Source organism: Shewanella sp. 10N.286.52.A9 (genome assembly GCF_041468985.1).
GTDB lineage: Bacteria > Pseudomonadota > Gammaproteobacteria > Enterobacterales > Shewanellaceae > Shewanella > Shewanella japonica.
This window is the reverse complement of sequence record NZ_JBFRJQ010000020.1, coordinates 80,598-106,427: the sequence shown is the minus strand read 5'-3', so window position 1 is coordinate 106,427 and position 25,830 is coordinate 80,598. Positions and strand designations below refer to the sequence as shown.

The following is a 25,830-nucleotide window of genomic DNA, read 5'->3' as shown; positions in this document are numbered from 1 at the left end:
GAGACATTATGCAGTTTAAAGTGTTTGTAATAAATCTTGATAAAAGCACCGAAAGAATGGCTTTTATGCGTCAACAGCTAGAACTACTCAATATAGACTATGAAAGAGTACCGGCTGTATATGGCAAAGACCTAGATGATGCTGAAATCCACGCTGTCTTCAATGAAAAAGCGAATCTTGCAAAGTACGATAAAGTGCTTAATGTGGGTGAAATTGGCTGTTATCTGAGCCATATAAACTGCTGGAACATGATGGTTTCGCAAGGGTTAGATTTTGCGCTTATTCTAGAGGATGACTCAGTGCTTAACCCTGAGTTACTCTCACTGATACAGAGCATTAGCCAATTACCTTCTTCATGGGATTACATTAAGTTATGTCATGGACGAAAGCAGAAAAAAGTCATTGATAGTATTGAGTTAACAGAGCTATTTTCATTGTCGACTTGTTTAAAGTTACCGTCTTCCACTCGCGGGCAATTTGTATCGATATCAGGGGCCCAAAAGTTATTAGCTAGCGCCACTCCGATTACGAGGCCAATTGATATCGATATACAGTATTGGTATGAAAAATCATTAGCTTGCTATGTCGTTAAACCCTTTCCGGTATTAGAGGCTGATTTTGAAAGTGAAATCTGCACTTTAGAAAATAGAAATAATGCTAAAAAACATCCAGTGAGACGTATTTGGCAAAAGGTGTGTTTTGAAGCAAACGTGCGGATAAATAGAAATAAGTTACCTGATATTAATCAGTTAAAGCGTTAAATATTAATGTTTTTACTTTAAAAGCGACAATAGCAATATTGTCGCTTTTTTTGATTCTTGTGGCTGTGATTTTTAGTCGATAAACAAGATTTAATGACAAGCTTTAGAAGGTAAGCTTTTTATGACATCAACCCAAGCCCGAGACCATTGCGCTTGCGAGCAGACGTGTTTAATTGACTCATATCCATTGATTGCCAGCTGTTGAGTTTGGTTTATATCATTAATTGCTCGGTAAATAACCCGTTCAAACTCATTAGCATTAGGCATAACCAAATGGCCGTTATAGCCGTCGATAATTAAGTTTGAAAGGCCTCCTACATTGCTGCTTATTACCAAACAGCCCGCTGCCATAGCTTCAATCATGGACAATGATGTGCCTTCTGAACCTAAGGTTGGAATAACCGCTATATGATGTTGCTGGTGGATGTGAAAGCTTTCTTGGGCTTGATACTGAGTGATTGTAACTCGAGGATGTTTTGCAAAGGCTTTTTCGAGTAAAGGCTGAAGTGGCCCCTCTCCAGCGAATGTGACCTCGAGGTGTTCAAATTGATTTAACAGTTTTTCAATTACTGGCGCAATTATCGCAATACCTCGGTAGTCAACGAACCGTCTTGCGATGATGAGTTTGAGAGGTTGCGGCGATTGAGCCCATTTCTGTAGCAACTGGTCTGTGGATAATCGTTGTTGATAAAAATTATAGATGACTTTGATTTGTTGGGCTTGGGGGCTGCACCAAGTGCGATACCAGTTTACAAAGTTATGATCGACGCAAATGAGTGTATCACTTTTTCTAGCAAATTTTAGATACTTATAATGATTCAACAGCGAAGACACAAACTGCCCTAAAAATGACGAGTTAGTTTGGGGCTTGTCCCATGACACTCCATGTTGAATACCGACTGTGGCGAGTCCAGGTATTTTGACTGCATAAGAATCAGTGGCGAAGATAACCACATCGCCTTCTTTGGCATGTTGTTTAACCCATTGTGCTAACGCAAACTTTTTACTATTTCCCCGATATATGCCTGTTGTGACTCCATTGATAATCACGTCTTCTCTTTCAAGACAAAAAGATGTTTTAGCTGGTTGAACAATTTGAGTTCGCCATTGCTGAGTCTTAAATGTCTCAATGAGGCTCATAATATAGTTTTCAATTCCGCCAATGGTGTGTACCTCACCTTGTGGGGTAAACATTGAGCGATAGATGATAAAAATATTTTTCATGGACTAGCCTGCATTAAATGAGTTGGTAATGGCGCAATATTTGCGTTTGAATTCGTTGACAGGCTTGTCCGTCGCCATAAGGGTTACTAGGTTTTGTATTCTGTTCTTGTTGCTCAAGTAAGGTCGTGACAGCGTTAACGATACGATCAGTATCGGTTCCTACAAGGTTGACGGTTCCGGCTTCAAGCGCCTCAATACGTTCGGTTTTATCTCTAAGCACTAATACGGGTTTGTGAAGTGCTGGTGCTTCCTCTTGGACGCCTCCAGAGTCGGTTAAAATAATATCTGCACGATCCATGAGATAAACAAAAGAAGGGTAATCTTGTGGCGCAATGAGATGAACGTTATCAATATTACCAAGGTATTGATTCACAGGGGCTTGCACCTGTGGATTTAAATGTACTGGATAGATGATAGCGACATTAGGATATGTAGTGGCTATCTTTTTTAATGCCAAACAAATGTTCTCAAAACCTGTGCCAAAATTTTCCCGTCTGTGGCCTGTAACCAGTATCACTTTTTGATAGCTTACGCTGTTAAGTAGTTCAGTTAATGCCGTTGGCTGAAATCCATTTTCATGATTTGAAGCAACTGTTTGCAGTAACGCATCAATCACGGTATTGCCTGTGATATGGACATTATCAGGTTGATGCCCCTCCGCTAGTAAGTTATTTGCAGCCGTTTGAGTGGGCGCGAAATGGTGTTTAGCGAGTGTGGCTGTCAGTTTTCGATTGGCCTCTTCTGGCCAAGGTGATTGTAAATCGCCGGTTCTGAGGCCTGCTTCAACATGACCTACATCGACTTTTTTATAGAAGGCGGCAAGTGCAGCCGCAAATGAAGTAGTCGTATCTCCATGAACTAACACCAGTTGAGGTTGAAAGTCGTTAATAACATGGCTTGTTCCCTCAATAATGGCGGAAGTTAACCATTCAAGAGATTGTTGCGACTTCATCAAGTTCAGGTCGTAATCAGGGGTAATATTAAATAAGCCTAATACTTGGTCTAGCATTTCTCGGTGTTGACCTGTAACGCAAACTCGCACCTCGAAACTAGGGTGCTGAGCAAGTAGTTTTGCCAGTGGGCTCATTTTAATTGCTTCTGGGCGGGTGCCGAAAACCAGTAAAACTTTAAAGGGGAGTAAGTTCAATTGAATAGCTATACAGGTCGAAATTGGATTAATGCTGATTTTACCTGTTATTTTTTATGATAACCATGCACTGAAAGTATTTGATTTACGTTATCGAGCCATTTTATCGATATTAATTTTGCTGTCATTGTCGGCCTTGTAGTATTATTTGGCGGCTTAGTTGACCGATAATGAACCTTGTTTAGTTCTGAATGATATACTCTTCAACGGACTGAATTCACTGATATAGCGAATACTTACATGCATAGACGTGCAATATATCCAGGAACGTTTGATCCTGTTACCAATGGCCATGCTGATCTGATAGAACGTGCTGCGAGACTTTTCCGTCACGTTATCATTGGTATTGCCTCAAATCCGTCCAAAAAGCCTATGTTCACGCTTGAAGAAAGAGTGGAGCAAGTGAACCTTGTGACGGCACATTTAGACAACGTAGAAGTTGTCGGCTTTACTGGATTGTTGGTTGATTTTGCTAAAGAACAACAGGCCAGTGTACTTGTGCGTGGTTTAAGAGCAGTGTCGGACTTTGAATATGAATTTCAATTGGCCAACATGAATCGTCGATTAAGCCCTGATTTAGAAAGCGTGTTTTTAACACCTGCCGAAGAAAACTCTTTTATCTCTTCAACTTTAGTTAAAGAGGTTGCTTTACACGGCGGCGATGTAAGTCAATTTGTGCACCAAGATGTGGCGATTTCCTTGTTGGATAAAATTGCCTCGACCAAGTCTTAGCAACGTAACGTGAAATGGACTTTTCAAATACGTTAATCTTTTTAATTACCTATTAAGCACAGCATGAAACTATCTCAGTCGTTATCTCAAAAGTGTACGTTATCAAAACGATTTATTAGAAAACATCTTACCACACTGAGCCTGGCAGGGTGTTGTTTAAGTTCTTCTGTTGTGGCAGCCCCATGGGTCGATACTTCTGATATTTATCTTCGTGCCGACATTCAAGCGCTTGCCGATGCAGGAGTGATTACCGTACCCATTAATACTTTTCCGCTCATGTGGTCAGGTATCGGTAATGATTTGAGAAAAGCTGAGCCATCAATTATGTCTCCGGCGCTAGTTGATGCTTTTGCGAGGGTTAACTTTTACTACCAAAATGCAATTGAAAATAGAGGTAATACGACAATTGCCGCAACGGCAGCGACTGATGAAGCTCGCTTTCAGCATTTTGGCTCAGATTATCGTGAAAAAGGTGAACTCACCGCTTCCCATGAATATCTTGGCGAGCGATTCGCTTATAAGGTTACAGCGTCAGCAAATTACGACCCACAAGATGATAAGACATTTCGATTAGATGATTCATATATGGCCGTGGTGTTAGGCAACTGGATTGTTACGGCAGGCACCATAGAGCAATGGTGGGGGCCGGGATTTGATTCTGGTTTACATAAATCAAATAATGCTCGTCCAATGCCTTCGTTAATGGTCTCTCGTAACAATGCAGAAGCTTTTGAGACACCTTGGTTATCATGGTTAGGCACTTGGACACTAACTGGTGGCATCAGCATGATGGAAGAAGAAAGGTATGCTCCCCATGCTTTGTTATGGAACTTACGAGCTTCTATTAAACCGTTAAGACAGCTTGAAATTGGCCTATCTTGGACCACACAATTTTGCGGTGAAGGTCAGGAGTGTGATTTAGATAGTGCATGGAAGTCCATTACAGGGCAGCGTGATTGTCGCGGCTTTGAAGATGGTGACTGTTCCAACTATGGCAACCAAATGGCAGGCTTCGATGTACGCTATTCAGAAACCTTCTGGGATGTCCCTGTGGGGATCTTTTTAGAGCGTACCTGTGAAGACTCTAAAGGCGACCCTTGGGAAATTGTCGATTGTGGAAAAATGTACGGCGTAGATACCCGCTTTAGTTTCGACTCTCAACAGTACAAATTGTTTTTTGAGTACACAGACACCATGGTTTATTGTGGTGAAGACTCGACCAAGTTTAATTGTTTTTATGAACATGGAACCTATAAAAGTGGCTCACGTTATCATGGCCGAGCCTTTGGCAGCACTTACGACAGCGATGCGCAGGTATATGCTTTAGGGTTAGTAGGGCAATTTAAAAACAGCCATGCATTTACCTCAATATTTAGGTATGCACAGTTAAATAAAGATGGAGAAAGTCCAAGCCATGGCTGGGCGCCACAGCCGCCAAAAGAAGATTTGTTGATGTTAGAGCTGTCTTACAGAATGCCACTGATGAGCGGTATGATGACCTTTGGCGGAACCGTGTCACAATCTGAATTTGAAGAGGAAGACTCTGAAACCGACGGTACTTTATTTACGCGCTACGAGTACAAGTTCTAAGATGATTTGCTAAAAAAGCCTCAACATTGATTGAGGCTTTTTATTAGCGAAATTCCATTAAATTACTTTCTGAAAAAACTCCACAGGCTAAAGTCTAGTGAGCTTAATGGCTTTGGCACACACCACAAAAAACCGTAGTCCGCTGCCCCAGCTTTATTTCACTGAGTAAGTTACCACATGCGGTGCAAGTTTCACCGCCGCGGCCATAAACATGGAGCTTTTGCGCAAAATAGCCAGGTTTACCGTCTGCGTTGGTGAAGTCTTTAAGTGTTGTGCCGCCTTGTTTGATTGCTTGGGCAAGGATTTGTTTTACTTCAGCGACCAATATTGTCAGCCTGTCTATATCAATGTTGCCAGCCGCTGCTTGCGGGTGAATTCCGGCGGCAAAAAGTGCTTCGTTAGCATAAATGTTTCCTACACCCACCACGATGTGGTTGTCCATTAAACACAGTTTGATGGCTTTCTTTTTATTGGTTAATGCCTGTTGTAACTGTTGTGGATTAAAGCCGTCACTAAGAGGCTCAGGCCCCAACTTTGACAGTAGCGGGTGTCCATCTTCTGGCAGTTCATACCAAAGCCAAGCCCCAAATCGTCGAGGGTCGTTGTATCTCAGTACTCGGCCATTTTCTAATACGAGGTCGATATGATCATGTTTCTCGACGGGAGTATTCGCTGGCAGGATGCGTAAGCTGCCAGACATACCAAGATGGACAATGGTAATCCCCGCATCGGTGTCGATTAATAAGTATTTGGCTCGGCGGCGAACCTGCTTAATGGTTTGCCCTATGATGTTTTTACAAATATCAGGTACAGGCCAACGCAAAGAGGCGTTTCTAATGACTAAATCGCGTACGGTTTGATCAACAAGATGCGGTGATACACCTTGCTTAGTGACTTCTACTTCTGGTAATTCAGGCATATGAATCCATTTATTGTCTATTAGCTAAGTTTGACGCTGGTGGCGTTTACTTGGTCTTTATCGTTACTCACTAGATGATGATAATTATTGGGTTGAGATAATCGGTGCTAACTCACTGCGTAAGCTTGGTGGTATTTGATACCAATTGCTTGATGTCGATTGTAAAAGCCCTTCAGCAGGATAGTACTGCCAATGTTGCGCTTGTTGTTGATGATTAATGGCAATGGTCAATGTTACGGGGGGGGTAAGCAATTGGATCTCATTTGCAGGCATTTGAACCGCTGAAACCATTAGTTTTGACCAAGCAGTAGCAAGGGGTTGGCAATTGAGCACGCTATCGTCACAACGCCATTGAGAGGCTGACTTATTAAGCCAAATACCATTAAATTGCAATTGGGTTAACTGGTTGCTTTCATCAAATAATGCATGAGCATCATCTGGCATTTTATTGGTTTTGGAGTCGATAAAGGTTAACACTGCAACCATAAAGACACAGGCAATGATGAGAATGTTGTTCCATTTTTTTCGAGATAAAGCCATAAACTAATGCATTACTGCTTGTGAGTCCGATAGTGTCCCTAAGTGTATAGCAAAATACTGGTGAGCAAAAAGTGAATAGTTATCGTTAGTTGAAAATGGCGTTGACTGAGTCATCCAAAAAAGGTGATGCATTATTTAGCATCACCTTTCGTTAACTGAAGTTGATGTTCACTAGCCGCCTGTTGAATTCATAAAACGTAAGATTTGCACGTCATCATCGGTGCCAAAGTAATGTTCTTTTGGCTTGTGTTGAATTCCTTCTAATATGGCCTCTTTGAGTTTGCCGATATCCCCAGGGAATTCACGAACGATTGATTTCAAATCCACCGAGTTCTCATTGCCTAAGCACAACAATAAACGACCTTCTACCGTCACGCGAACACGATTACATTCGTGGCAGAAATTATTACTGTGAGGTGAAATGAAACCGATATGAATATTGCTGTCGGCCATTTTGTAATAGCGAGCAGGCCCGCCAGTACGTTTACTTGATGGAATTAATGGATAAGCTTCTTCAATTAGTCCTCTCACTTCTTCACTTGAGCAGTGACGACTACGTTTACGCTCATCCATTACACCTAATGGCATTTCTTCAATGAAAGCAATATCTAACTCACGGTCACGGCAAAAATTGATTAAATCAATCACCTCGTGATCGTTTTTGCCACGCAAAATCACCGCATTGATTTTGATGTGTTTAAAGCCTGCGGCTTTTGCTGCATCAATTCCCGCAATCACTCGTTCGACTTTGCCATTGCGAGTCATTTCGGTAAAGAGATCAGGGTTTAAGGTATCTAAACTGATGTTTAAACGCTTAAGGCCTGCATCATGCATTGGCTGAGCAAGCTTACTTAAGCGCGAACCATTAGTGGTCATCGACAAGTCATCTAAGCCCGGTAGTTGACCGAGTAACTCAATTAATTTGTCACAGTCGGTTCTAACTAAAGGCTCACCGCCAGTTAAGCGAATTTTCTTTACACCTAATTCGGTAAAAGCTTGTGCAATCCATGCCAGTTCTTCAAGGCTTAATACCTGTTCTCTTGGTAAAAAGCTGGGATCTTCACTCATGCAATATACACAGCGAAAATCACAACGGTCAGTGACCGATAAACGTAAGTATTCTACTTTTCGGTTAAACTTGTCGACTATTAAACTCATGAATTAGCACATCTTTTGGTTAGTTATAACAGTTCAGCAAAAGGCTGAATGTAGACTTGTTGGCCTGGCATAACTGAATCTTCGGCTTCGCCGATAACAATCAGACAGTTTGCTTTGACCATTGAGTTCAACATCCCTGAACCTTGCGCCCCAGTAGAGGCAACATGTAAACGTCCATCATTGCTTAAATGATACTGACCACGAACAAATTCAGTTCGTCCTGTTCTACTGCGCAACATAGTATCGGTAATAGCTGGTAAATACTGTGGTGTATAATTGATTTCGCCAGCGAGTTTTCGAATAGCAGGTTGAACAAACTGTAAAAACGACACCATTACAGCCACAGGGTTACCTGGTAAACCAAAGAACAAACTCTCATTCACTTTTCCGAATGCGAGAGGGCGACCTGGACGCATGTTAATACGCCAGAAGTTAATTTCGCCAATCTTCGCGAGGACAGTCTTAATATAATCTGCATTTCCTACAGATACGCCGCCTGAACTGATAACAATATCCGCATCAACTGAAGCCTTTGACAATGCGGTTGTTAATACTTCTTCGCTATCTTCGATAATGCCTAAATCAATGACATGGCAACCTAACTTTTGCGCCATTGATTTGATGGTGTAGCGGTTTGAATCATAAATGCAGTTGGCTTTTAGTGGCTCACCTGGTTGGCTGACTTCATCGCCTGTAGAAAATACGGCAATAGTAGGCTGTTTGACCACATCGGCAGTGGCTAAACCCAATGAGGCTAATAATCCCTGTTCAGCGGCATGTATGCGGTGACCTTTTGCTAATGCTAAGGCATCTTTAGCAATATCTTCACCTGCTAAGCGTACATGTTGCCCCGCAATAACTGGCCCTTGTAGCTGTACTTGTCCATCTTGCTCGACGACTAATTCTCGAGCTTCAACGGTATCAGCGCCTTGGGGTACGGTTGCCCCCGTCATAATGCGTACAGCTTCACCTGCTGCTAAGGTGCCTGGGTACTCGTGGCCTGCCAGCACTTCACCCATTAATGTAAGTGGTGCAACTGGGTGTTCAGGGCTGTTATCTTGGCTATAAGCAAAGGCATAACCGTCCATTGCTGAGTTTGTTTGTTGCGGTACGTTTACGGGAGAAATCGCATCGCTTGCCAGTACACGGTTAGCGGCATCATCAATCTCAACTTGCTCACTGACAGTGAGTGGCTTCACCATCGCCATTAATTGCTTTAAGCCTTGAGCAACAGATAAGAACTTTTGCTCGTCTGATACTGGTGTTGCTTCAGCTGGAATCGGCAGTTCGATGTCTGGTGCTTGCCAGTTTGTTTGGTATTCAATTACAAAGTCAGCAATTTGGCCGACATTATTTAAATCTAAACGAGTTAACTCTGCTGGCGTTTCAGTTTCGTCACAACAGGCAATAGCCACAATGTTGTCATCATGAGTATGAATAAGGGGCTTGCCGTGCGCTGCGCGGTGTAATTCAATTTTTGGTAGCTCGAGCTTTTTAAAGCCTTCAACTAAAACGATATCGACTTTATCTGCTTCAATTTGCGCTAATAAATGCGGTAGTTTTGGATCGCCCTCAACAGCATCTTCAGTCATTAACGCCCAACGAACATGTGAAGCGACCAACATTTGTTTAGCGCCTGCTTTGCGCATTTCGTAGCTGTCTTTACCTGGAATATCGACATCAAAATTATGGTGGGCGTGTTTTATTACCGCTAGACGCACCCCGCGGCGGTTAAGCTCAGGAATAAGTTGTTTTAATAAGGTGGTTTTACCGGTGCCGCTATAGGCACAGAATCCGAGAACGGGAATATTAAGCGGATTGGAAAACGGTATACTCATAAAGACCTCATTGTTGACTTTTCGCTGTGTTGCCACAGGTTATTTGGCATTCTCGATGACAAGTTTTTGTTCAAGTGTATTCACATTCACAAATGCATTTGGTTGGTCAGCGAAACTGGTGACCACATACTTGTGTTGTTCATACCAAAGGAAAATTTTACGATCGCCTGCATCTAAAAATGCCTGCATAGAATCTTTTAAGTGTGGTTTGAGCAGTAAAACCACTGGCTGATGATGTTCACCGTCACTGGCGACCACAATATCGGCATCGGCTTCTTTAAGCGATGCATACATACGTTCACACAAATCAGTCGGGAGCATCGGACTATCACAAGGCACCACTAGCAATAAGTCAGCATCGGTATTGTTCATGGCTGTGACCATTCCGGCTAATGGGCCTAAATAACCGCTTTCTTGATCGCTTAATACATCAAAGCCTAACTCAGCATATTGCGCTTGGCTGCGATTAGCATTAATCATTATACGATCAACTTGTGGCTGAACCCGAGCGATAGTATGAGCAATCATTGGCTTACCGCTAAGTTCAACTAAGCCTTTATCAATACCGCCCATTCTTCTGGCCATACCGCCAGCTAAAATCACCGCATCAATTTGCACTGACATAGTGAAACTCCTGAGATTGTTCAAAGCGAGGTATATGGTTACTTTCAACAACTTTGTGCTCTGATATATGCCAGTGTTTTTGGCATAAAGCTGTTAAACCGCAAGTTTGATGGCTACTAATTAGCAATCCTGTACCATCTTGTTTGAGCTGATTTATCATCGCAAGTACTAATTTTTGCGATTGCTTATCCATATTGGAAATTGGTTCGTCGAGCATGAGCAATTTGGGCTGAGTGATCCAGGCTCTAGCAACTGCCAAACGTTGCCGCTCACCGCCAGATAAATCTGTTGCATCGCTTTTTAATAATGCGCCCAGTTGTGCCATGTTAATTGCTTGCTCAACTCGCTCTTGTTGTTGCTGAGGTGATAACTGACTTTTTGGTAAAGCATAACGAATATTATACTCTACAGAACCATCAAATAAATAAGCATGCTGATGCAAGTATACCGCTTTGCCAAGCAATGAATTTTTGCGCCACCATTTTGTTGGCTCAAAACCTTCAGCTGTAACAGTGCCAGCGCTAGGTTTAATAATGCCAGCAATCAATTTCATCAATGTTGATTTGCCTGAGCCATTGTCGCCTTGAAGGTAAATAACATCCCCTTGGCAAAATGTGAGTTGCTCAAATTCAAATAACAGTCTGTCTTTAAAGTTTTTACGTATATTTTTTGCAACTAATTTGACTGTCATTATTGGCTCCTAGGCATGGCTTTACCACGCAATGAACCGATAGCGAAATTAATCACAATCGCCAAGATTAATAAAACCAGTCCTAGTGCAATAGCTTGGGCAAAATCACCCTTACTGGTTTCAAGCGCAATGGCAGTGGGAATATTTCGAGTATGATGCAGAATATTGCCACCTACCATCATCGAACAACCAACCTCAGTTAAAATACGGCTAAATGCGGCAATCACAGCCAATAATAATGGCACGCGGAGTTCGCGGCAAACCGTCCAAATAGCTCTAGACCAAGATGCACCTAAGGTGCGTGAGGTTTCGTAAGCACGTTTATCAATACTGCTAAAGGCTGCTTGAGATAATGCAATCAGTACTGGCGCACAAATCATCATCTGACCGAGGATCATACCTTGTTGAGTAAACAACCAGCGTAAATCGCCCAAAGGACCGTTTCGAGTTAGCAGTAAGTAAGCAAGTAAGCCTATGACAACAGTAGGAATTGATTGCAAAGTTTGAACTATGTTAGTGACAAACCAGCGACCAGGAAATTGGTATGATGCAAGCAGAAAGCCAAGCATGATTGACGGGATTAATGTGATGATTAATGCCGCAAAAGAAACCGAAAAAGATACACTTATGATAGACCATACGTCTGGGTCTAAAGAAAGCAGCAAGCTAAAAGCTTGCTGCGTTAGGGCTAACCAGCCATCATTCATTACTTATATGTTGCCTTAAACAATTGTTCTCCCTGAACTTTGAAATCATTAATCATCTGTTGTGCTTGAGGGCTAATAAACCAGTCGCTCAAAGCTTTTGCTCCTTGATGATTTAAATCAGGATATTTTTCTGCACTAATTAGCATGATTTGATAAGGGTTGGCTAATGCAGCGCCACCTTCAAAAGTGATTGCTAAATCTAATTTAGATTTATAAGCAACAAACGTACCACGATCAGTTAATGTGTAAGCTTGTTTCTCATCAGCCATTAATAATGTCTTGCCCATGCCTTGGCCAATTGAAGTATAGCCTGAAAAATCTGGGGTAACAGCAGCTTCTTTCCAAATTGCGAGCTCTTTCATATTGGTGCCTGAATTGTCACCACGAGAGATAAAGGTGCTCTTGCTTTCTGCTACTTTTTTGAACGCTTCAACAACATCTTTGCTGCCGTTCATTTTGGCTGGATCATTTTTAGGTCCAAGCACTACGAAGTCATTTTCCATAATGCCACGAGGGGTTGTGCCATAACCTTCATTGATAAATTTTGCTTCCGCAGCTGGAGCGTGAGTCATGACTACGTCTACATCTCCTTGACGTGCAAGCTTTAATGCTTTGCCCGTTCCGGTCGCAATCACTTGTACTTTGTAACCAGATTCAGCTTCAAATGTCGGTAAAATTGCGCGTAATAAACCTGAGTTATCTGTGCTGGTTGTGGTTGCTAACTTAATCGTTTCTGTCGCTTCAACTGAATCACTGACCATTGCACTACTGATTAGTGCCATACCTAAAAAAGCAGTTAAACCTGACTTTAAATTAAACATTTTATCTCCTTGATAAAAAAGTAACCTGCTATACAACGTGATTGTGTTGCTGATGGTTTTTAATGAACTCGGGCAACGTTGCCCGTAACAAAACTCACAGAGCAAGAGGTATGCCAAAAGTAACAAAAAAAATATGGATCACGACTAAAATAAAACTGTGATCACCCTCACATCGCAAGTTTCGGTTTTATAGACAAATTGTCTCAAAACGAGGATTCTGCAGGGCAAACTGACCCATTTATAGGTTTTTAGTGATACGATAATGATTAATATAGTCAAAATGTCCAAAGTAGAAGCCATATGAATAATAATGAATCAAACTCAAAACCACTTCCGACAGCGGTATCTGTTTTGATTGTTGACGATGAGCCAGGCATGCGCAGTTTTTTAAAAAAGGCGCTTTCCAAGAAGTTCGCATTAGTTGAAACCGCTTCTACCATTGCAGAGGCTGAAAAGCTTCGTAGTCGTGGCCATTTTGATTTATTAATTGTTGATATTCGCTTACCAGATCGTTCAGGTATTGAGTGGCATGAAGCACTCAATGAAAAAGAGCGCCGTTCAGATATTATTTTTATGACCGGCTATGCTGATATGGACGTAGCGATAAAAGCACTGCGTGCTGGCGCATCCGACTTCATCATGAAGCCGTTTCACTTAGAACAAATGATGACATCAGTTGATCGCTGTATTGAGCGCCGTTTATTAAAGCGTGAAAACTTCATGTTACGTCGTGAGTTATCAAGTGGCCACTCAACCACTATGATTGGTAATAGCGACGCCATGATGGAGGTGAAACAAGTTATTGAACGTGTTGCGCCAACCAATGCCGTGGTATTGATTGAAGGTGAATCTGGTACAGGTAAAGAGCTCGTTGCAAGGCAATTACATCAACTTAGCGGACGTACAGGCCCGTTTGTACCCGTTAACTGTGGTGCTATTGCGCCAGAATTGTTAGGTAGTGAGCTGTTTGGTCACACCGCTGGCGCCTTTACTGGAGCTAAAGGTAATCGAGAAGGATTATTTAATTTTGCCACCGGTGGAACGATTTTCTTAGATGAAATTGGTGAAATGCCAATGAAAATGCAAACCGCACTACTACGTGTGCTTGAGCAAAAAGCGATTCGCCCTGTGGGCAGCGAAAAAGAAGTGGCGATTGATGTCAGAGTTGTGGCTGCAACCAACCGAAAATTATCCGAAGAAGTGGCTGAAGGAAATTTCCGTAGCGATTTATATTACCGCCTTAATGTGCTTAATATTCTTATTCCTCCATTGCGCACTCGCCCTGAAGATGTCATTGAATTAACGCATCATTTTACTTGGCAACTTGCACGTGAGTTAGGCGTAAAAGAAGTTGTATGGAGCCATGAAGATTTGTTAGTGCTGCAACAACATGAATGGCCAGGTAATATTCGAGAATTACGTAATATGATCGAGCGATGCATTTTATTGGGCAAGCCGCCTGCAGAATATTGGAAAAAATCCCAAGAGACAGAAGTAGTGACTCAAGCGGGTTATCCACTAAGCTGGCCATTAAAAGAAGTTGAAAAACAGCATGTCATGAGTGTGGTTGATGCCCATAATGGCAATAAATCTGCTGCTGCACGTGATCTTGGGGTTTCTCGTAAAACGTTAGATCGAAAATACAAAGAATGGTTCGAAATCGAATCGGATAAGGAAGACTAAATCGTGTCTGTTTTTCGTCAGTTCTTCGGTGTTAGTTGGCAGCAAATGCAAGCCAAGGTGCGTTATCGTATTTTGATTCTAACCTTGCTTCCTATTTTGCTGACGTTAATTAGCCTCGTGTTTATTACGATTTATTGGAATATTAGTTATACAGGTAAGCAGTTGTTTATGAAGGTTAAGGCGGACTTGACCGTTGCCATAAACACCTTAGAACAAGTGCAAAAGCAGCAAGAAATACAGTTGCACAATGTCAGTCAATCTTGGGATTTTCAGCAAGCATTTAAACGAATTCAGCAGGGTGACAAAGAGCCTATAGCGATAATTGACGGCTATTTAGCACAACAAAAAAAGATTCTTGATCTAGATGTATTGCGACTCATTAGAATTGAAGAAGCCAATGCTGATCCGGACTTGAGGCAGCTATTACCCAAAATCAGTAATAATCAGGCTTATTCTGGGCTAATGGTGTTATCTGCTAAAAGGTTAGATCGGCTTGACCCCAATTTAGCCGATCTTGCTAGAGTACCCTTGTCTGCGACTTTGCGAGCACAAGAACCGCAAAAGTCAGAAGAGACTCGTGGCATGCTCAGCCGGACATTATTACCGATAGTTGATCAAGATGGGCAAGTGAGCTGGTACCTTGATGGGGCAACGTTATTTAACCGTGATACGGCTATTGTCGATCATATTCGAGATTTAGTGTACGACCAAGGTACACTGCCAGAGCGCTCGATTGGTACTGTGACGATTTTCTTAGATAATGCCCGTGTCAGTACCAATGTGCCGATGGATTTGTTTTCAACTAAGCAAGCCGCGCAATCACGTGCTTTAGGGACACTGGTATCTGATGAAGTACGACAGAAAGTCTTGGTTGAAGGCACGCCGTGGGTAGACCGAGCATTTGTACTAAATGACTGGTTTATTTCTGGTTATTCGCCGTTAGAAGATGTACGTGGTAATCGAATTGGCATGATTTACACAGGCTTCTCTGAAGCTCCTTTTATTCATACTTATATTCTCAATATTATCGAACTCGGCACGATATTAATGTTAGTGCTTTTAGTCTCTGGTTTTTTAGTATATCGAGGTGCTAATAGTTTATTAGAGCCTATTGAGCGCATCCATCATGTTGTAAAAGCAGTACAGTCTGGTCGAGATCTTCGCATTGGCGAACTTGGCTTAGACAGAGATAATGAACTGTCTAATTTGGCAGAGCAGTTTGATCATATGCTGGATTTACTGCAGAGACGTAATCTTCAAATTCAAGCCGCAGCAGAACAATTAGAAGTGAAAGTAGAAGAACGTACTCGCAGCTTACAAGACAAGACAGAAGAGCTACAACGTAACGTTGCTTTACTCAATGAGACTCGTCAACAACTTGTCACCAATGAGAAATTAACTGCTCTTGGTGAGTTAACCGCTGGTATTGCTCATGAGATTAATAACCCAACAGCGGTGATCCTTGGCAATATGGAGCTAATGAAATATGAACTTGGCTCCAATGCGAATGTAGTTGAAGAAGAGATAGAGCTAGTCATTCAGCAAGTCGGACGGATCAGCACTATTATTCGAAGCTTGTTGCAATACAGTCGTCCAGGTGAATTTAATGCTCCGCTTGAAATGCATCAAGTTCAATCCATGATTGAAGAAGTATTGGTATTGGTTCGCCACTCGATTGAAAAACAAGAAGTTGAGTTGATTCAAGAGATTAATACCACTGCAGATGTTCAAGTCAATCGCCCTCAAGTTATTCAAGTCTTGATTAATCTAGTGGTCAACGCAGCCCATGCAATTGAAAGTAAAGGCCGCATTTGGATTAGAGCCAATGATTGGGTTGAGCAAGGACAAGTCGTGGGTGTAAAAGTTGAAGTGGAAGATGAAGGTGTCGGGATTGCGCCAGAAAGATTAAGTCGTATTTTTGATCCGTTTTATACCACACGCAAAGATGGTACTGGTTTAGGTTTGTCACTGAGCTACGGCATTATTAAGCGCATAGGCGGCACAATTGAAGTGAAGTCAACCTTAGGTAAAGGAACCGTATTTACCATTGGTATGTATCACAAAGCTAAAGAAGAACAAGGTGATAACCCTTATGAAGGGCTACATTTTGGAGATACTAAGCGACTAGATGACTAATTAAGGCTAAATAACGTCGACTGAATTTATCGTCAATAATAGATAAAGTTGAGCGTTAACTTAGACGATAAAAAATAGACAAAAAAAAGCCGGATGATGAGTCCGGCCACAAAGAGTGTGTGAGCAATGTCGTGCTTGCATACTCAGAGGGGATTAATAGGAGATGAAGCTATTAATTTGATTACTGAGTTTTGGAACGCACATAAATAATAATCATTCTCATTATCGTTTGCAAATATTAATTGGGCTTTTTCACTTACTTTACATTCCCTTTACATCCAGTTTTTTTACAATGGCAAATTCAGCCCGTTACAGTGGCATTCACTTCCTTGATTTACACATAAGCATAAGAAGTTCGCGCCTAAAATACTGAAAGGTATTTGTGTGGGGACAATGAGTGATTTTAAGCTTTAGAGTTGTCAGTATCTGAAAAACAGGCAAAGAAAAGCCAGGTGATGAGCCTGGCTATAAAGAGTGTTGGAGCAATGTCGTGCTTGCATACTCAGAAAAGTTAATAGGAGATGAAGCTATTAATTTGATAACTGAGTTTTGGAACGCAAATAAATAATAATCATTCTCATTATCGTTAGCAAGTTTTTATTACATTTTGTTATCGGCTTTACATAGTGTTTACATTGGGGGTTAATCATTGTGTGAATTGCAGGCAAGAAAAAGCCAGGTGATGAGCCTGGCTAAAAGAGTGTTGGAGCAATGTTGTGCTTGCAGACTCAGTTAGGTTAATAGGAGATGAAGCTATTAATGTTGATAACTGAGTTTTGGAACGTAAGTTAATAATAATCATTATCATTTGCGTTTGCAAGGTAATTGCTCAATTTTTTTCCAAATATATGTCTACATTAGGCGCTAACCATAATCGTTAACCGGTTAGCACTAACAATAGGGAACATAACTCTTTGTTCAAATGTTTGTTTTATAGAACTTTTTGAAGGTGAAGTTTGTTTTTGTCGATGCTAGGGTGGCTTTCAACTTGCGTAATTTGGTACTGATTAGCTACCAACATATTTAGCATGGCTTGAAACTGATTACGGGTTTTCACTTCTAGGCGAGTATAGCCTTGTGCTTTTGCCCATTTTTCTTGATATTCAAGCATAGACTTTGCTAAACCAAGTTGACGAAAATCTGCATCAACACCACCTAGCCAGCTATAAAAGCAATCTTCTTCAGACTGATAACCTAATTTAAAGCCCGCTAATTCGCCTTCAACATAAGCAAATAGAATTAAACTAGGCTTATCACCTATGCGTTCAACAAGCGACTCGGCACTTTGAGTGCGATCGAGCTCACTAATACGAGACGTTAATAAAGCCAGTTTTTCTGACACTTCAGCTGAAAGCTCTGTATAAGCTTCGATTTGGATATTTAACATTTTATCTTCCGCAGGGCTGAGAACCTTAATACAGCAAGTTACTTCAAGGTGAGTAGACTTGTTATTAAAGAGACCTTCACGTGCTTTCAATTTATCTTTTGCGATGTATTAGCAAATGATTGAAAACTGTGAAAGTCTTTTTGAATCTTGGTTAGCAGCGAATAAACACTGGATTATTATATCTCATCGTACCAGTTGGCGTGCAGGATTGATTGAAAAATGCCGCATTGATCAATTAATCGACAGCTAAGTGATGTTTACGACTTAGTTTCGTTAGTCAAAATCAAATTTTCTGCCGGTGTCTCGATAAGTTTATCACTCAGCACTTTTAACAAAACACCATAAGCAGGCAAAAATAGCCCTAAGCTAACGATTAACTTGAAGCCATAATCGACCATAGCAATTTCAGGCCAATGTTGAGCCATAAATGCGTCGGTTGAAGCGTAAAAGGCGACGCTGAAAAAGACGATAGTATCAACGAGGTTACCAAAAAGGGTCGAGGATGCTGGTGCTATCCACCACGCTTTTGCTTTACGTAATTGAGCAAATACTGTGATGTCCATGAGTTGTCCTACGAGATAGGCCACAAAGCTTGCAAAAGCAATTCGGAACACAAATTGATTCCACTCAACTAATGATGCAGCGCCCTGAAATGCGCCTTGATGAAAGATAACTCCCATCACATAGGAAATCAGCAACGCAGGTAGCATCGCTTTAAAAATAATACTCCGCGCGGCTTTCTGGCCAAATATACGTACCGTTAGGTCGGTTGCTAGGTATACAAAAGGAAAGCTAAATGCGCCCCAAGTTGTATGGTAACCAAATATTTGAAACGGAAGCTGCACCAAGTAGTTGCTTGCGCAAATAATGATGATATGAAAACTGACTAGAAACATCAGTGCACGGCGACATTGCGCCTGAGATAGTTTTAACATCTTGTAGCCTTTTTATTGGGTTAGACGGGGTGAGGGAACCCGTATTGAATTAAGGATGGCAGTATTATTGTTAGAAAGCTGATTAGTGATATGCCATAAACTGGCTTAATCATAGCCTATCGGCTGTTGCCAAGGAGGACGCATTATAGTGATCGAAAAATAAGATGCAACTCTCAAGTTCATAAAATGGAGTTAGCCTAAATGAATTGGCAACAACAAAAGTAAGTGTCAGCGATGATATGGGAGGTTAGAGCTCCACTAATATGGATAAAATAGTCGCGAGTTTATTTTCTAGTTCTTGCCACTCAGCTAAGGGATCTGAGCCAGCAACAATGCCTGCTCCTGCAAACAAATTAATGCGCCCAGGTTCAATTAATGCACTGCGTATCGCCACGGAAAATTCACTTTCGTATTTGTTGAGATAACCGCAAGCACCAGCGTACCATCCACGGTTATACCCTTCACGTTGACGAATAAAGCTTAGTGCTGACTGTTTTGGCAGTCCGCCGACAGCTGGTGTTGGGTGTAAGCCTTGCAGCAGCTGAAAATCATTGACGCCCGCTTTTAATTCAGCACGAATAGAGCGGTGTAAATGCTGAATATGAGTCAGTTTAAAAATTTTAGCTGATTCGTCTGCGCCAATGTAGTTACTGAGTGGCGTAAGAACATCAACAATTTGCTGCCTGACTAATTGGTTCTCATAACTGTTTTTGGTGTCTTCGAGTAATTGCTTAGCCAGAAAATCATCTTCTTCCTGATTGAGCCCACGCACAGTTGTGCCAGCTAGTGCTTCAGTAAATAATTCTTTTTGCCTGCGTAAGTACAAGCGTTCAGGAGAACAAGAGATAAACGTTCTATCTGGGCTAAACTGAAACCCAAACTGAAAACTATTCGGGTTACGTCCTTGCCAACAGGCCAACACCATCCAAGGATCGACCGCATCGTTAATCTCAAGCTGAGTTTGTCGAGATAACACGACTTTGGGTGTCGTTTGATTAAACTTGGGATGAGTGACTTGCTCTACAAGTTCTTTCCAGCGTTGGTAGTTTGGCAAATCACTGCGGCCCATTAGGGGCAGTTTATTGGGTGGCGATAATGGCTTTGCTGGTTGAAGTTGTTTAATCGCATCAATCGCGGCATCGCACTCATCAACTTGCGAGTTGTTTTCAAAATCTAAGTTAATGAGTAATTTTACAATTGTACCGTGACGACGTAACTCAATACGCGGTAAGACAAAACGTGTTCTGCCAAAGTCTGGCCAGCACTCTACGGTACGATCAAATGCAACGCCACCATAATAGCGGATATCTTGGTTGCTGCTTTTACCTCGTTGAGATTGGTATAAGCTTGAGAGTAACTCATCATCAATCTCTTGCTCTTGTTTGAAATCTTTGCAGGCACCAATAGCGGCAATTTCTTCCTGCTTTTCTCGCCCGTGCCAATAAATACGTGGATATTGGGTTTGTGCGCCCAACCATGACAGTAACGGGATCGACTTCGCTTCGACAGATATTTGCACAATAGGTTCTTTGGCAACGGCCAACTTCATAGCGTTTAGCTTTTCGATTAACTGGCTAAATTGCTCAGAAAAAATTTGGCTAGGCAACAAAGACTCCAAAGGTTGATATCTCAAACAGGTGAAATGATAAAGAGAGGTATTCGTTTTAGTAAATTATGCCTTAAGTTAATGAAGGGTTCAAAAACTGTCAATGCCAAGCCGCTCATGCTGTGATCTGAAATGCTAATATAATCATAGTATCGGCGGTTTTTAAAAAGAGCAGCCTGCTAAGCGACTGTATTTTAAGGGTGATACAAAATATAACATTTAATTTGGAGTATTTAGTCGAGACAAGATAAAATGTCATTAACATTGTTACATTGTCACTAAATTCCATCATAAGTATTATCATTCTTGTCGGTGTTTTGGTTGTCGTTTGGAGAGTTAATCGTTAATGTCCTCCGTTGAAGAATCTAAAGACGTTATCCGTATTCCCGTTAGCCGTTTAGGGCTCGGGATGTTTGTCGTTGCTATCGATCGCAAAGAGAGCAAAGTGGCTATCAGTAATGCTGGCCAGATAAAACATAAAGATTCGATTGCGAAATTAGAAAAAGCCGGCATTAAAAGTGTGTGGGTAGACGTTGAGCGCTCATCGGATAGCTGTGGCTTGAAGAAAAAGGCTGCTCCGTTAAAGGCGCGTAAACCGGTTATCACCAGAGCTACCAAACAAGCGCAAGCTAAAAATATCCTGACCGAAGCAAAGACCCTTGTTCGCAAAGTGCTTTCAGAAACCTATGAAGGCAAAGCGGTTGAAGTTGCCCCTTTTGAAGACATTGCCGATAACATGATTGAATCGGTGATGGATGATGCCGATGCTCTTAAATGTGTGTCAGCGCTTAGAACTAAAGATGCTTACTTACTGGAGCATTCAGTGAATGTCGCATTTTTACTGGTGACTTTCGGTAAACACTTGAACTTAGATAAGTCATTGTTGAAAGAAATGGCTATCGGCGGCATTTTGCACGATATAGGCAAAATTCAAGTTGATAATAAAATCTTGCATAAACCTGGGAAATTGACCGAAGCAGAGTTCGAAGAAATCAAAAAGCATCAAACCTATGCAATTGATATCATGAATGAAACCGTTGGCCTTTCGCAGGTGAGCAAAGATGTGTGCTTGATGCATCATGAAAAGCTAGATGGCAAGGGTTACCCTAAAGGCCTTAAAGGTGATGAAATTCCTCAACATGGCCGCATGAGTTGTATTGTGGATATTTTTGATGCGTTAACGGCTACTCGTTGTTACAAAGAGGCGATGAGCCCAGCGGCAGCGTTTAAAATTTTAATGAGTTTGACGCCTTTTCATCTAGACCAAACATTAGTTTACGAGTTCATTCGTTGTGTAGGCATTTACCCTGTAGGTTCTTTAGTTCAGTTATCTGATGAGCGGGTTGGCATTGTCTGGGAGTCAAAAGGGCGGGATGCGTTAAACCCTGTCGTTAAGTGTTTTTATTCATTAAAACATCGACGCTATACCGAAGTGACCTTTGTGGATTTGAAAAAGTCAGATTTACATATTGAACGAGGTATTTCACCACGTTCACTTGATGTTGATCCAAGTCCTTTCTACTAATTACCTTTCCTAAACAGGATACGACTTTGTAAAGTGCGGTGTCGCCACTGGACTTAATGTTGCGATCCGTTATTTTATGGCGTTTAACGTACTATTTTTCCCTCATTTGATGTGATTGGCTGTGATATTTACTTGGAGTACCTATGAAACCCTTATTTAGCTCATTGGTCATTATATTGTCATTGGCTTTACTGATCCCTGGAGTCACTCAACCCATTTTGACGATACAAGGCAGTATTGAGAAAGCTGAATTGGTAGAAACTGGCGTGACGATGTTTACCGAGAGTTTATCTGAAGGAGCACGTGGTAATGCCCGCAGCATGCTCGACATGGCGGTGAGTATGTTTGGTTTTGATAACCTCGAAGGCGAAGTGGAGGTGTTTTACAAAACCCGCAGCATTGTTGATACCGTGAAAGAACTTTACCTATCTAATAACGTGCTGGTGGCTGGGCTAGTTGGCTTATTTAGTGTGGTCATTCCCGCCACTAAATTATTACTGCTGTTGACTATGTGTATTCCTGCTACGGCAAGGTATCAGTCAGCGGTGAACCGGTTTATCGGTGCAATCGGTAAATGGTCGATGGCTGATGTGTTTGTTGTGGCATTAATTATTGTCTACATGGCTGGAAATGCCTCCGCTGGAATGGGAGAGATGTTAAAAACCACTGCTTCATTCGAAATTGGTTTTTATTATTTTACAGCTTATTGCGTATTTTCTATTGTAAGTCATAGGCTTGTGTCAGTTTGGATAGCCACAGACAAAAAGACTTAATGCGTTATCTAGCCTGGTAACAGTGGGCAAAAGTCATTATGTGAATAACATAGTAATATTTGATATTGGCAGCGAAATACTGGGATTTAGATAATGGTCTACTTAATTGGAGACCATGATGATGTCCTTGATACAAAGTAAGACCTTTAAAGCTGTTGCGATAATATGCCTTTGCATTATTGCGGTAGTGGCATCTGTGCAAACCTCTGGGCTTACTCGTGCGGTAATTGAACTATTAGCTTTTGGTGGGTTAATCGCCCTGGCTTTGGCAAAACCTTATATACAGCAAGAGATAAACGAAGAAGAGTGATTAATATTTGTTGGCAGCAATAGTCGGCTTTAGTGCTGAAGAGACCAATTTAACTAGCCTAACTTAATTTACTTTTCAATGAACAACTAAAAAGCGATTAACTCTGCCAGAGAATGACTCCCAACGATATTCCACCAATTGCAACCCACAATAGCACGCCCAATAGCAGTGGCTTAGGCCCATTCGCTCGCATTTTACTGACGGTGATACCTGCACCAATTAAAAATAAGCACACGATAAGTAATTGCTTCGAAACGCTAAAGAGCACCTGATAAACAGCTTGCCCCTGAGGAAATAAATAGGCCGTAATTATGGCGAGACAATAAAAGCCAATAAAATATGGAATAGATATTTTTGACTTGTCGCCACCGAAGATAATCGCGCTGAGCAGCGCAATAGGAATAATCCACAGTGCACGAGCCAGTTTAATTGTGGTGGCCGTTTTTAAAGCTTCGTCACCGTAAGCTGACGCTGCGCCCACAACGGACGAGGTATCGTGAATCGCAATCGCACTCCACACACCAAAGTCATATTGGCTTAATGATAATGCATGACCAATTGTCGGAAATAAGAATAACGCGGCTGAGTTTAATAAGAAAATACAGGCAAGCGATACCGCAATTTGATCGTTCTTAGCATTGATTGCTGGTGCAACGGCGGCAATAGCGCTACCGCCACAAATTGCGGTGCCGCAACTGATTAAATGACCCGTTTTATTATCAAGTTTCAATAGTATCGTTAATCCAAAACCTAACACTAAGGTTAAAAATATCGAACCGACAATTAGCCCTAAATTGTTGCTACTTGCTGCAATTGCTTCAGGTAAGTTGATTCCGAAACCTAAACCAACAATTGAGTATGCTAATAGTTTTTTAGTGAGCTTATTTAAGTCGATATAAGTCGGTACCATACCTAAACTCGCCAATGTAAAGCCCATCAGCAAGGCGATAGGAGAAGAAATTATGGGTGTTAAACAAATCAAACCCATGGCGATAAATAGCCATAGTTTAAATGTGGAAGAGATTTGCATGCTGATGGTGATCGCCTAAATACAGATGCCTTATTGTAGCAAGATGCAGGCTGATGAACGATATTTGATAGTGAAAATCGGTCAACAACTGTATCTATCGAGCTATCTTTTGAATTAGAACCTATTTATGTAACGAAATATCGTGATCTAATGTAATATGCTAGATATCACGAAAGTTGAGGCCATCAGCGATGAATGCAAAAAACAGTGTCACCACCAGTCACTTTTTACCTGAAAATACCCTTCTCCTGAATGCCATCACGGAAGGGGTATACGGCTTTGACCTTAACGGTAATGCGGTATTTATCAACCCAGCTGCAGAGCAGATGACTGGCTGGAAAAGTGCAGAGTTGATTGGCAAAAATATTCATGATTGTCACCACCATAGCCATGCCGATGGTAGCCCATATCCACAACATGACTGTCCAATCTATCGAACATTGCATGATGGTATTGCGCGGCAGGTTTCAGAGGACGTGTTTTGGCGCAAAGATGGCAGTTGTTTTCCAGTGTATTACAGCTCAACTCCCGTTTATGACCAAGATAAATTGATTGGTGTGGTAGCGATATTTCGTGATGTCAGTGTGCAAAAACACACTGAAACATCACTGAGAGAAGCGCTTGCGCAAGTACAGGCATTATCAGAGAAGCTTGCCTCAGAAAATCAATATTTACTAACCGAGTTGCAGGGCAAGCAAGGTGCAATGGGCTTGTCAGGGCATAGTGACGCTATTAACCATTTAACTCAGCAAATTAATTTGGTTGCTAATACTGATAGTACGGTGCTTATTTGTGGTGAAAATGGCACAGGTAAAGAACTTGTCGCAAGAAGTTTACATCAATTAAGTCGTCGTAATGAGCAACCCATGGTGAGTGTCAATTGCGCTGCATTTTCAGCATCGATACTGGAAAGTGAATTATTCGGTCATGAAAAGGGAGCCTTTACGGGAGCGACAAGTCGCCGGAAAGGCCGCTTTGAGTTGGCGCATAATGGAACCTTATTTCTTGATGAAATTGCCGAGTTAAGTTTAGAAGCACAATCCAAGTTACTGAGAGTGATTCAAGAGCAGTCTTTTGAGCGGGTTGGCAGTAGCGAAACCATTAAAGTGAATATTAGACTCATTGCTGCCACCCACCATGACTTGCAGGCAAGGGTTGAGCAGGGCTTGTTTAGAATGGATTTGTATTATCGTCTAAATGTATTTCCAATTGTGGTGCCGCCACTTCGTGAACGCCCAGAGGATATCCCGTCCTTAGTTAGTGACTTAGTCACATCGTTAAGTCAAAAGCTCGGAAAAAAAGTGACTCGCGTCAGTGCTAAAGGGTTGAAAAAGCTGCAGCAATATACTTGGCCTGGCAATGTGCGTGAATTACAAAATCTCATCGAAAGAGAGATTATTTTATCGCAAAATCAAGTGTTAGAATTTAATAGCCTATCGCTTAGCGGTTCGCAACATGCCGATGAAACCAAGCTTAAACAACCGCTAACGATGGCTGAAGCAGAAGCAGAACATATACAGCAGACCCTAGAACATACTCAGTGGCGTATTTCGGGGCCACAAGGTGCTGCTGCAGTGCTGAATATGCCGCCAAGTACGCTGCGCTCAAGAATGAAAAAGCTTGGCATACAGCGTTAAGTTACTGTCGATACGATAAAGTCACGATATTTCACGGAAACGTGATATATCGTGAT

The 25,830-nt window shown here is 41.7% G+C and carries 23 protein-coding genes; 9 read left to right on the top strand and 14 right to left on the bottom strand.

From position 1 onward, the window contains the following. The first annotated feature begins 8 nt into the window (after positions 1-8). The gene (locus tag AB4128_RS15150) at positions 9-761 is read left to right on the top strand and encodes a glycosyltransferase family 25 protein (RefSeq protein WP_055025833.1); all 753 of its coding nucleotides are present in this window, start codon (positions 9-11) and stop codon (positions 759-761) included. A 90-nt stretch (positions 762-851) separates the two neighbouring features. Here the strand turns inward: AB4128_RS15150 and AB4128_RS15145 are convergent, their stop codons facing one another. Next, entirely contained in the window at positions 852-1,985 is a 1,134-nt protein-coding gene (locus AB4128_RS15145; RefSeq protein ID WP_055025834.1) for a glycosyltransferase family 4 protein, read from the bottom strand. Between the two features lie 13 nt (positions 1,986-1,998). After that, the gene (gene wecB / locus AB4128_RS15140) at positions 1,999-3,132 is read right to left on the bottom strand and encodes a non-hydrolyzing UDP-N-acetylglucosamine 2-epimerase (RefSeq protein WP_372038183.1); all 1,134 of its coding nucleotides are present in this window, start codon (positions 3,130-3,132) and stop codon (positions 1,999-2,001) included. A gap of 240 nt (positions 3,133-3,372) precedes the next feature. Here wecB and coaD point away from each other — a divergent pair, with 240 nt between their 5' ends. Next, the gene (coaD, locus tag AB4128_RS15135; RefSeq protein WP_055025835.1) at positions 3,373-3,864 is read left to right on the top strand and encodes a pantetheine-phosphate adenylyltransferase; all 492 of its coding nucleotides are present in this window, start codon (positions 3,373-3,375) and stop codon (positions 3,862-3,864) included. A gap of 63 nt (positions 3,865-3,927) precedes the next feature. Next, positions 3,928-5,454, top strand: coding sequence for a capsule assembly Wzi family protein (locus AB4128_RS15130; RefSeq protein ID WP_372038182.1), 1,527 nt, complete (start codon positions 3,928-3,930; stop codon positions 5,452-5,454). A 103-nt stretch (positions 5,455-5,557) separates the two neighbouring features. Here the strand turns inward: AB4128_RS15130 and mutM are convergent, their stop codons facing one another. The 8 genes from mutM to AB4128_RS15090 all read right to left on the bottom strand — a co-directional run bounded on the left by mutM (position 5,558) and on the right by AB4128_RS15090 (position 12,752). After that, a complete protein-coding gene (mutM, locus tag AB4128_RS15125; protein ID WP_119968070.1) occupies positions 5,558-6,373 on the bottom strand; it encodes a bifunctional DNA-formamidopyrimidine glycosylase/DNA-(apurinic or apyrimidinic site) lyase in 816 nt (271 codons plus the stop codon). An 84-nt stretch (positions 6,374-6,457) separates the two neighbouring features. Next, positions 6,458-6,913 (bottom strand): hypothetical protein, encoded by a 456-nt coding sequence (locus AB4128_RS15120; RefSeq protein WP_372038181.1) that lies wholly within the window; start codon positions 6,911-6,913, stop codon positions 6,458-6,460. A 171-nt stretch (positions 6,914-7,084) separates the two neighbouring features. Beyond that, the gene (gene moaA / locus AB4128_RS15115) at positions 7,085-8,071 is read right to left on the bottom strand and encodes a GTP 3',8-cyclase MoaA (RefSeq protein ID WP_065110291.1); all 987 of its coding nucleotides are present in this window, start codon (positions 8,069-8,071) and stop codon (positions 7,085-7,087) included. Between the two features lie 23 nt (positions 8,072-8,094). Then, on the bottom strand, positions 8,095-9,909 hold the full coding sequence (locus AB4128_RS15110) for a bifunctional molybdopterin-guanine dinucleotide biosynthesis adaptor protein MobB/molybdopterin molybdotransferase MoeA (protein ID WP_372038180.1): 1,815 nt from the start codon (positions 9,907-9,909) through the stop codon (positions 8,095-8,097). Between the two features lie 39 nt (positions 9,910-9,948). Continuing rightward, positions 9,949-10,533, bottom strand: coding sequence for a molybdenum cofactor guanylyltransferase MobA (mobA, locus tag AB4128_RS15105; protein ID WP_055025840.1), 585 nt, complete (start codon positions 10,531-10,533; stop codon positions 9,949-9,951). Further along, positions 10,517-11,227, bottom strand: a complete 711-nt coding sequence (locus AB4128_RS15100) for an energy-coupling factor ABC transporter ATP-binding protein (RefSeq protein ID WP_119968074.1) — start codon at positions 11,225-11,227, stop codon at positions 10,517-10,519. The genes mobA and AB4128_RS15100 overlap by 17 nt, the downstream gene beginning before the upstream one ends. After that, positions 11,224-11,931 (bottom strand): ABC transporter permease, encoded by a 708-nt coding sequence (locus AB4128_RS15095; RefSeq protein ID WP_055025842.1) that lies wholly within the window; start codon positions 11,929-11,931, stop codon positions 11,224-11,226. Before AB4128_RS15095 ends, AB4128_RS15100 begins: the two co-directional genes overlap by 4 nt. Further along, complete coding sequence (locus AB4128_RS15090) at positions 11,931-12,752, bottom strand: substrate-binding domain-containing protein (RefSeq protein WP_055025843.1); 822 nt, start codon at positions 12,750-12,752, stop codon at positions 11,931-11,933. Before AB4128_RS15090 ends, AB4128_RS15095 begins: the two co-directional genes overlap by 1 nt. A 300-nt stretch (positions 12,753-13,052) precedes the next feature. Here AB4128_RS15090 and AB4128_RS15085 point away from each other — a divergent pair, with 300 nt between their 5' ends. After that, entirely contained in the window at positions 13,053-14,435 is a 1,383-nt protein-coding gene (locus AB4128_RS15085) for a sigma-54 dependent transcriptional regulator (RefSeq protein ID WP_055025844.1), read from the top strand. A 3-nt stretch (positions 14,436-14,438) separates the two neighbouring features. Then, positions 14,439-16,571, top strand: a complete 2,133-nt coding sequence (locus AB4128_RS15080) for a cache domain-containing protein (RefSeq protein WP_055025845.1) — start codon at positions 14,439-14,441, stop codon at positions 16,569-16,571. A 931-nt stretch (positions 16,572-17,502) separates the two neighbouring features. On the opposite strand, the gene AB4128_RS15075 is transcribed toward AB4128_RS15080, so the two are convergent. The 3 genes from AB4128_RS15075 to AB4128_RS15065 all read right to left on the bottom strand — a co-directional run bounded on the left by AB4128_RS15075 (position 17,503) and on the right by AB4128_RS15065 (position 20,499). Beyond that, complete coding sequence (locus AB4128_RS15075) at positions 17,503-17,958, bottom strand: GNAT family N-acetyltransferase (RefSeq protein ID WP_055025872.1); 456 nt, start codon at positions 17,956-17,958, stop codon at positions 17,503-17,505. Between the two features lie 257 nt (positions 17,959-18,215). After that, a complete protein-coding gene (locus AB4128_RS15070; RefSeq protein ID WP_055025846.1) occupies positions 18,216-18,893 on the bottom strand; it encodes a 7-cyano-7-deazaguanine/7-aminomethyl-7-deazaguanine transporter in 678 nt (225 codons plus the stop codon). A gap of 247 nt (positions 18,894-19,140) precedes the next feature. Then, positions 19,141-20,499 (bottom strand): isochorismate synthase MenF, encoded by a 1,359-nt coding sequence (locus AB4128_RS15065; protein ID WP_372038179.1) that lies wholly within the window; start codon positions 20,497-20,499, stop codon positions 19,141-19,143. A gap of 346 nt (positions 20,500-20,845) precedes the next feature. Between AB4128_RS15065 and AB4128_RS15060 the strand changes: the two genes are divergently transcribed. From AB4128_RS15060 to AB4128_RS15050, 3 genes are all read left to right on the top strand, one after another. Beyond that, complete coding sequence (locus AB4128_RS15060) at positions 20,846-22,024, top strand: HD-GYP domain-containing protein (RefSeq protein WP_055025847.1); 1,179 nt, start codon at positions 20,846-20,848, stop codon at positions 22,022-22,024. Positions 22,025-22,167: 143 nt separating this feature from the next. Continuing rightward, a complete protein-coding gene (locus tag AB4128_RS15055) occupies positions 22,168-22,797 on the top strand; it encodes a paraquat-inducible protein A (RefSeq protein ID WP_372038178.1) in 630 nt (209 codons plus the stop codon). A gap of 118 nt (positions 22,798-22,915) precedes the next feature. Beyond that, positions 22,916-23,107, top strand: coding sequence for a hypothetical protein (locus AB4128_RS15050; RefSeq protein ID WP_055025849.1), 192 nt, complete (start codon positions 22,916-22,918; stop codon positions 23,105-23,107). Between the two features lie 97 nt (positions 23,108-23,204). Here AB4128_RS15050 and AB4128_RS15045 read toward each other — a convergent pair whose 3' ends face one another. After that, positions 23,205-24,137 carry a YeiH family protein gene (locus AB4128_RS15045; protein WP_372038176.1) on the bottom strand — a complete coding sequence of 311 codons (933 nt, stop codon included), beginning with the start codon at positions 24,135-24,137 and terminating at the stop codon, positions 23,205-23,207. A 191-nt stretch (positions 24,138-24,328) separates the two neighbouring features. Here AB4128_RS15045 and AB4128_RS15040 point away from each other — a divergent pair, with 191 nt between their 5' ends. Continuing rightward, positions 24,329-25,774 (top strand): sigma-54 interaction domain-containing protein, encoded by a 1,446-nt coding sequence (locus AB4128_RS15040; RefSeq protein WP_372038175.1) that lies wholly within the window; start codon positions 24,329-24,331, stop codon positions 25,772-25,774. Positions 25,775-25,830 lie beyond the last annotated feature (56 nt).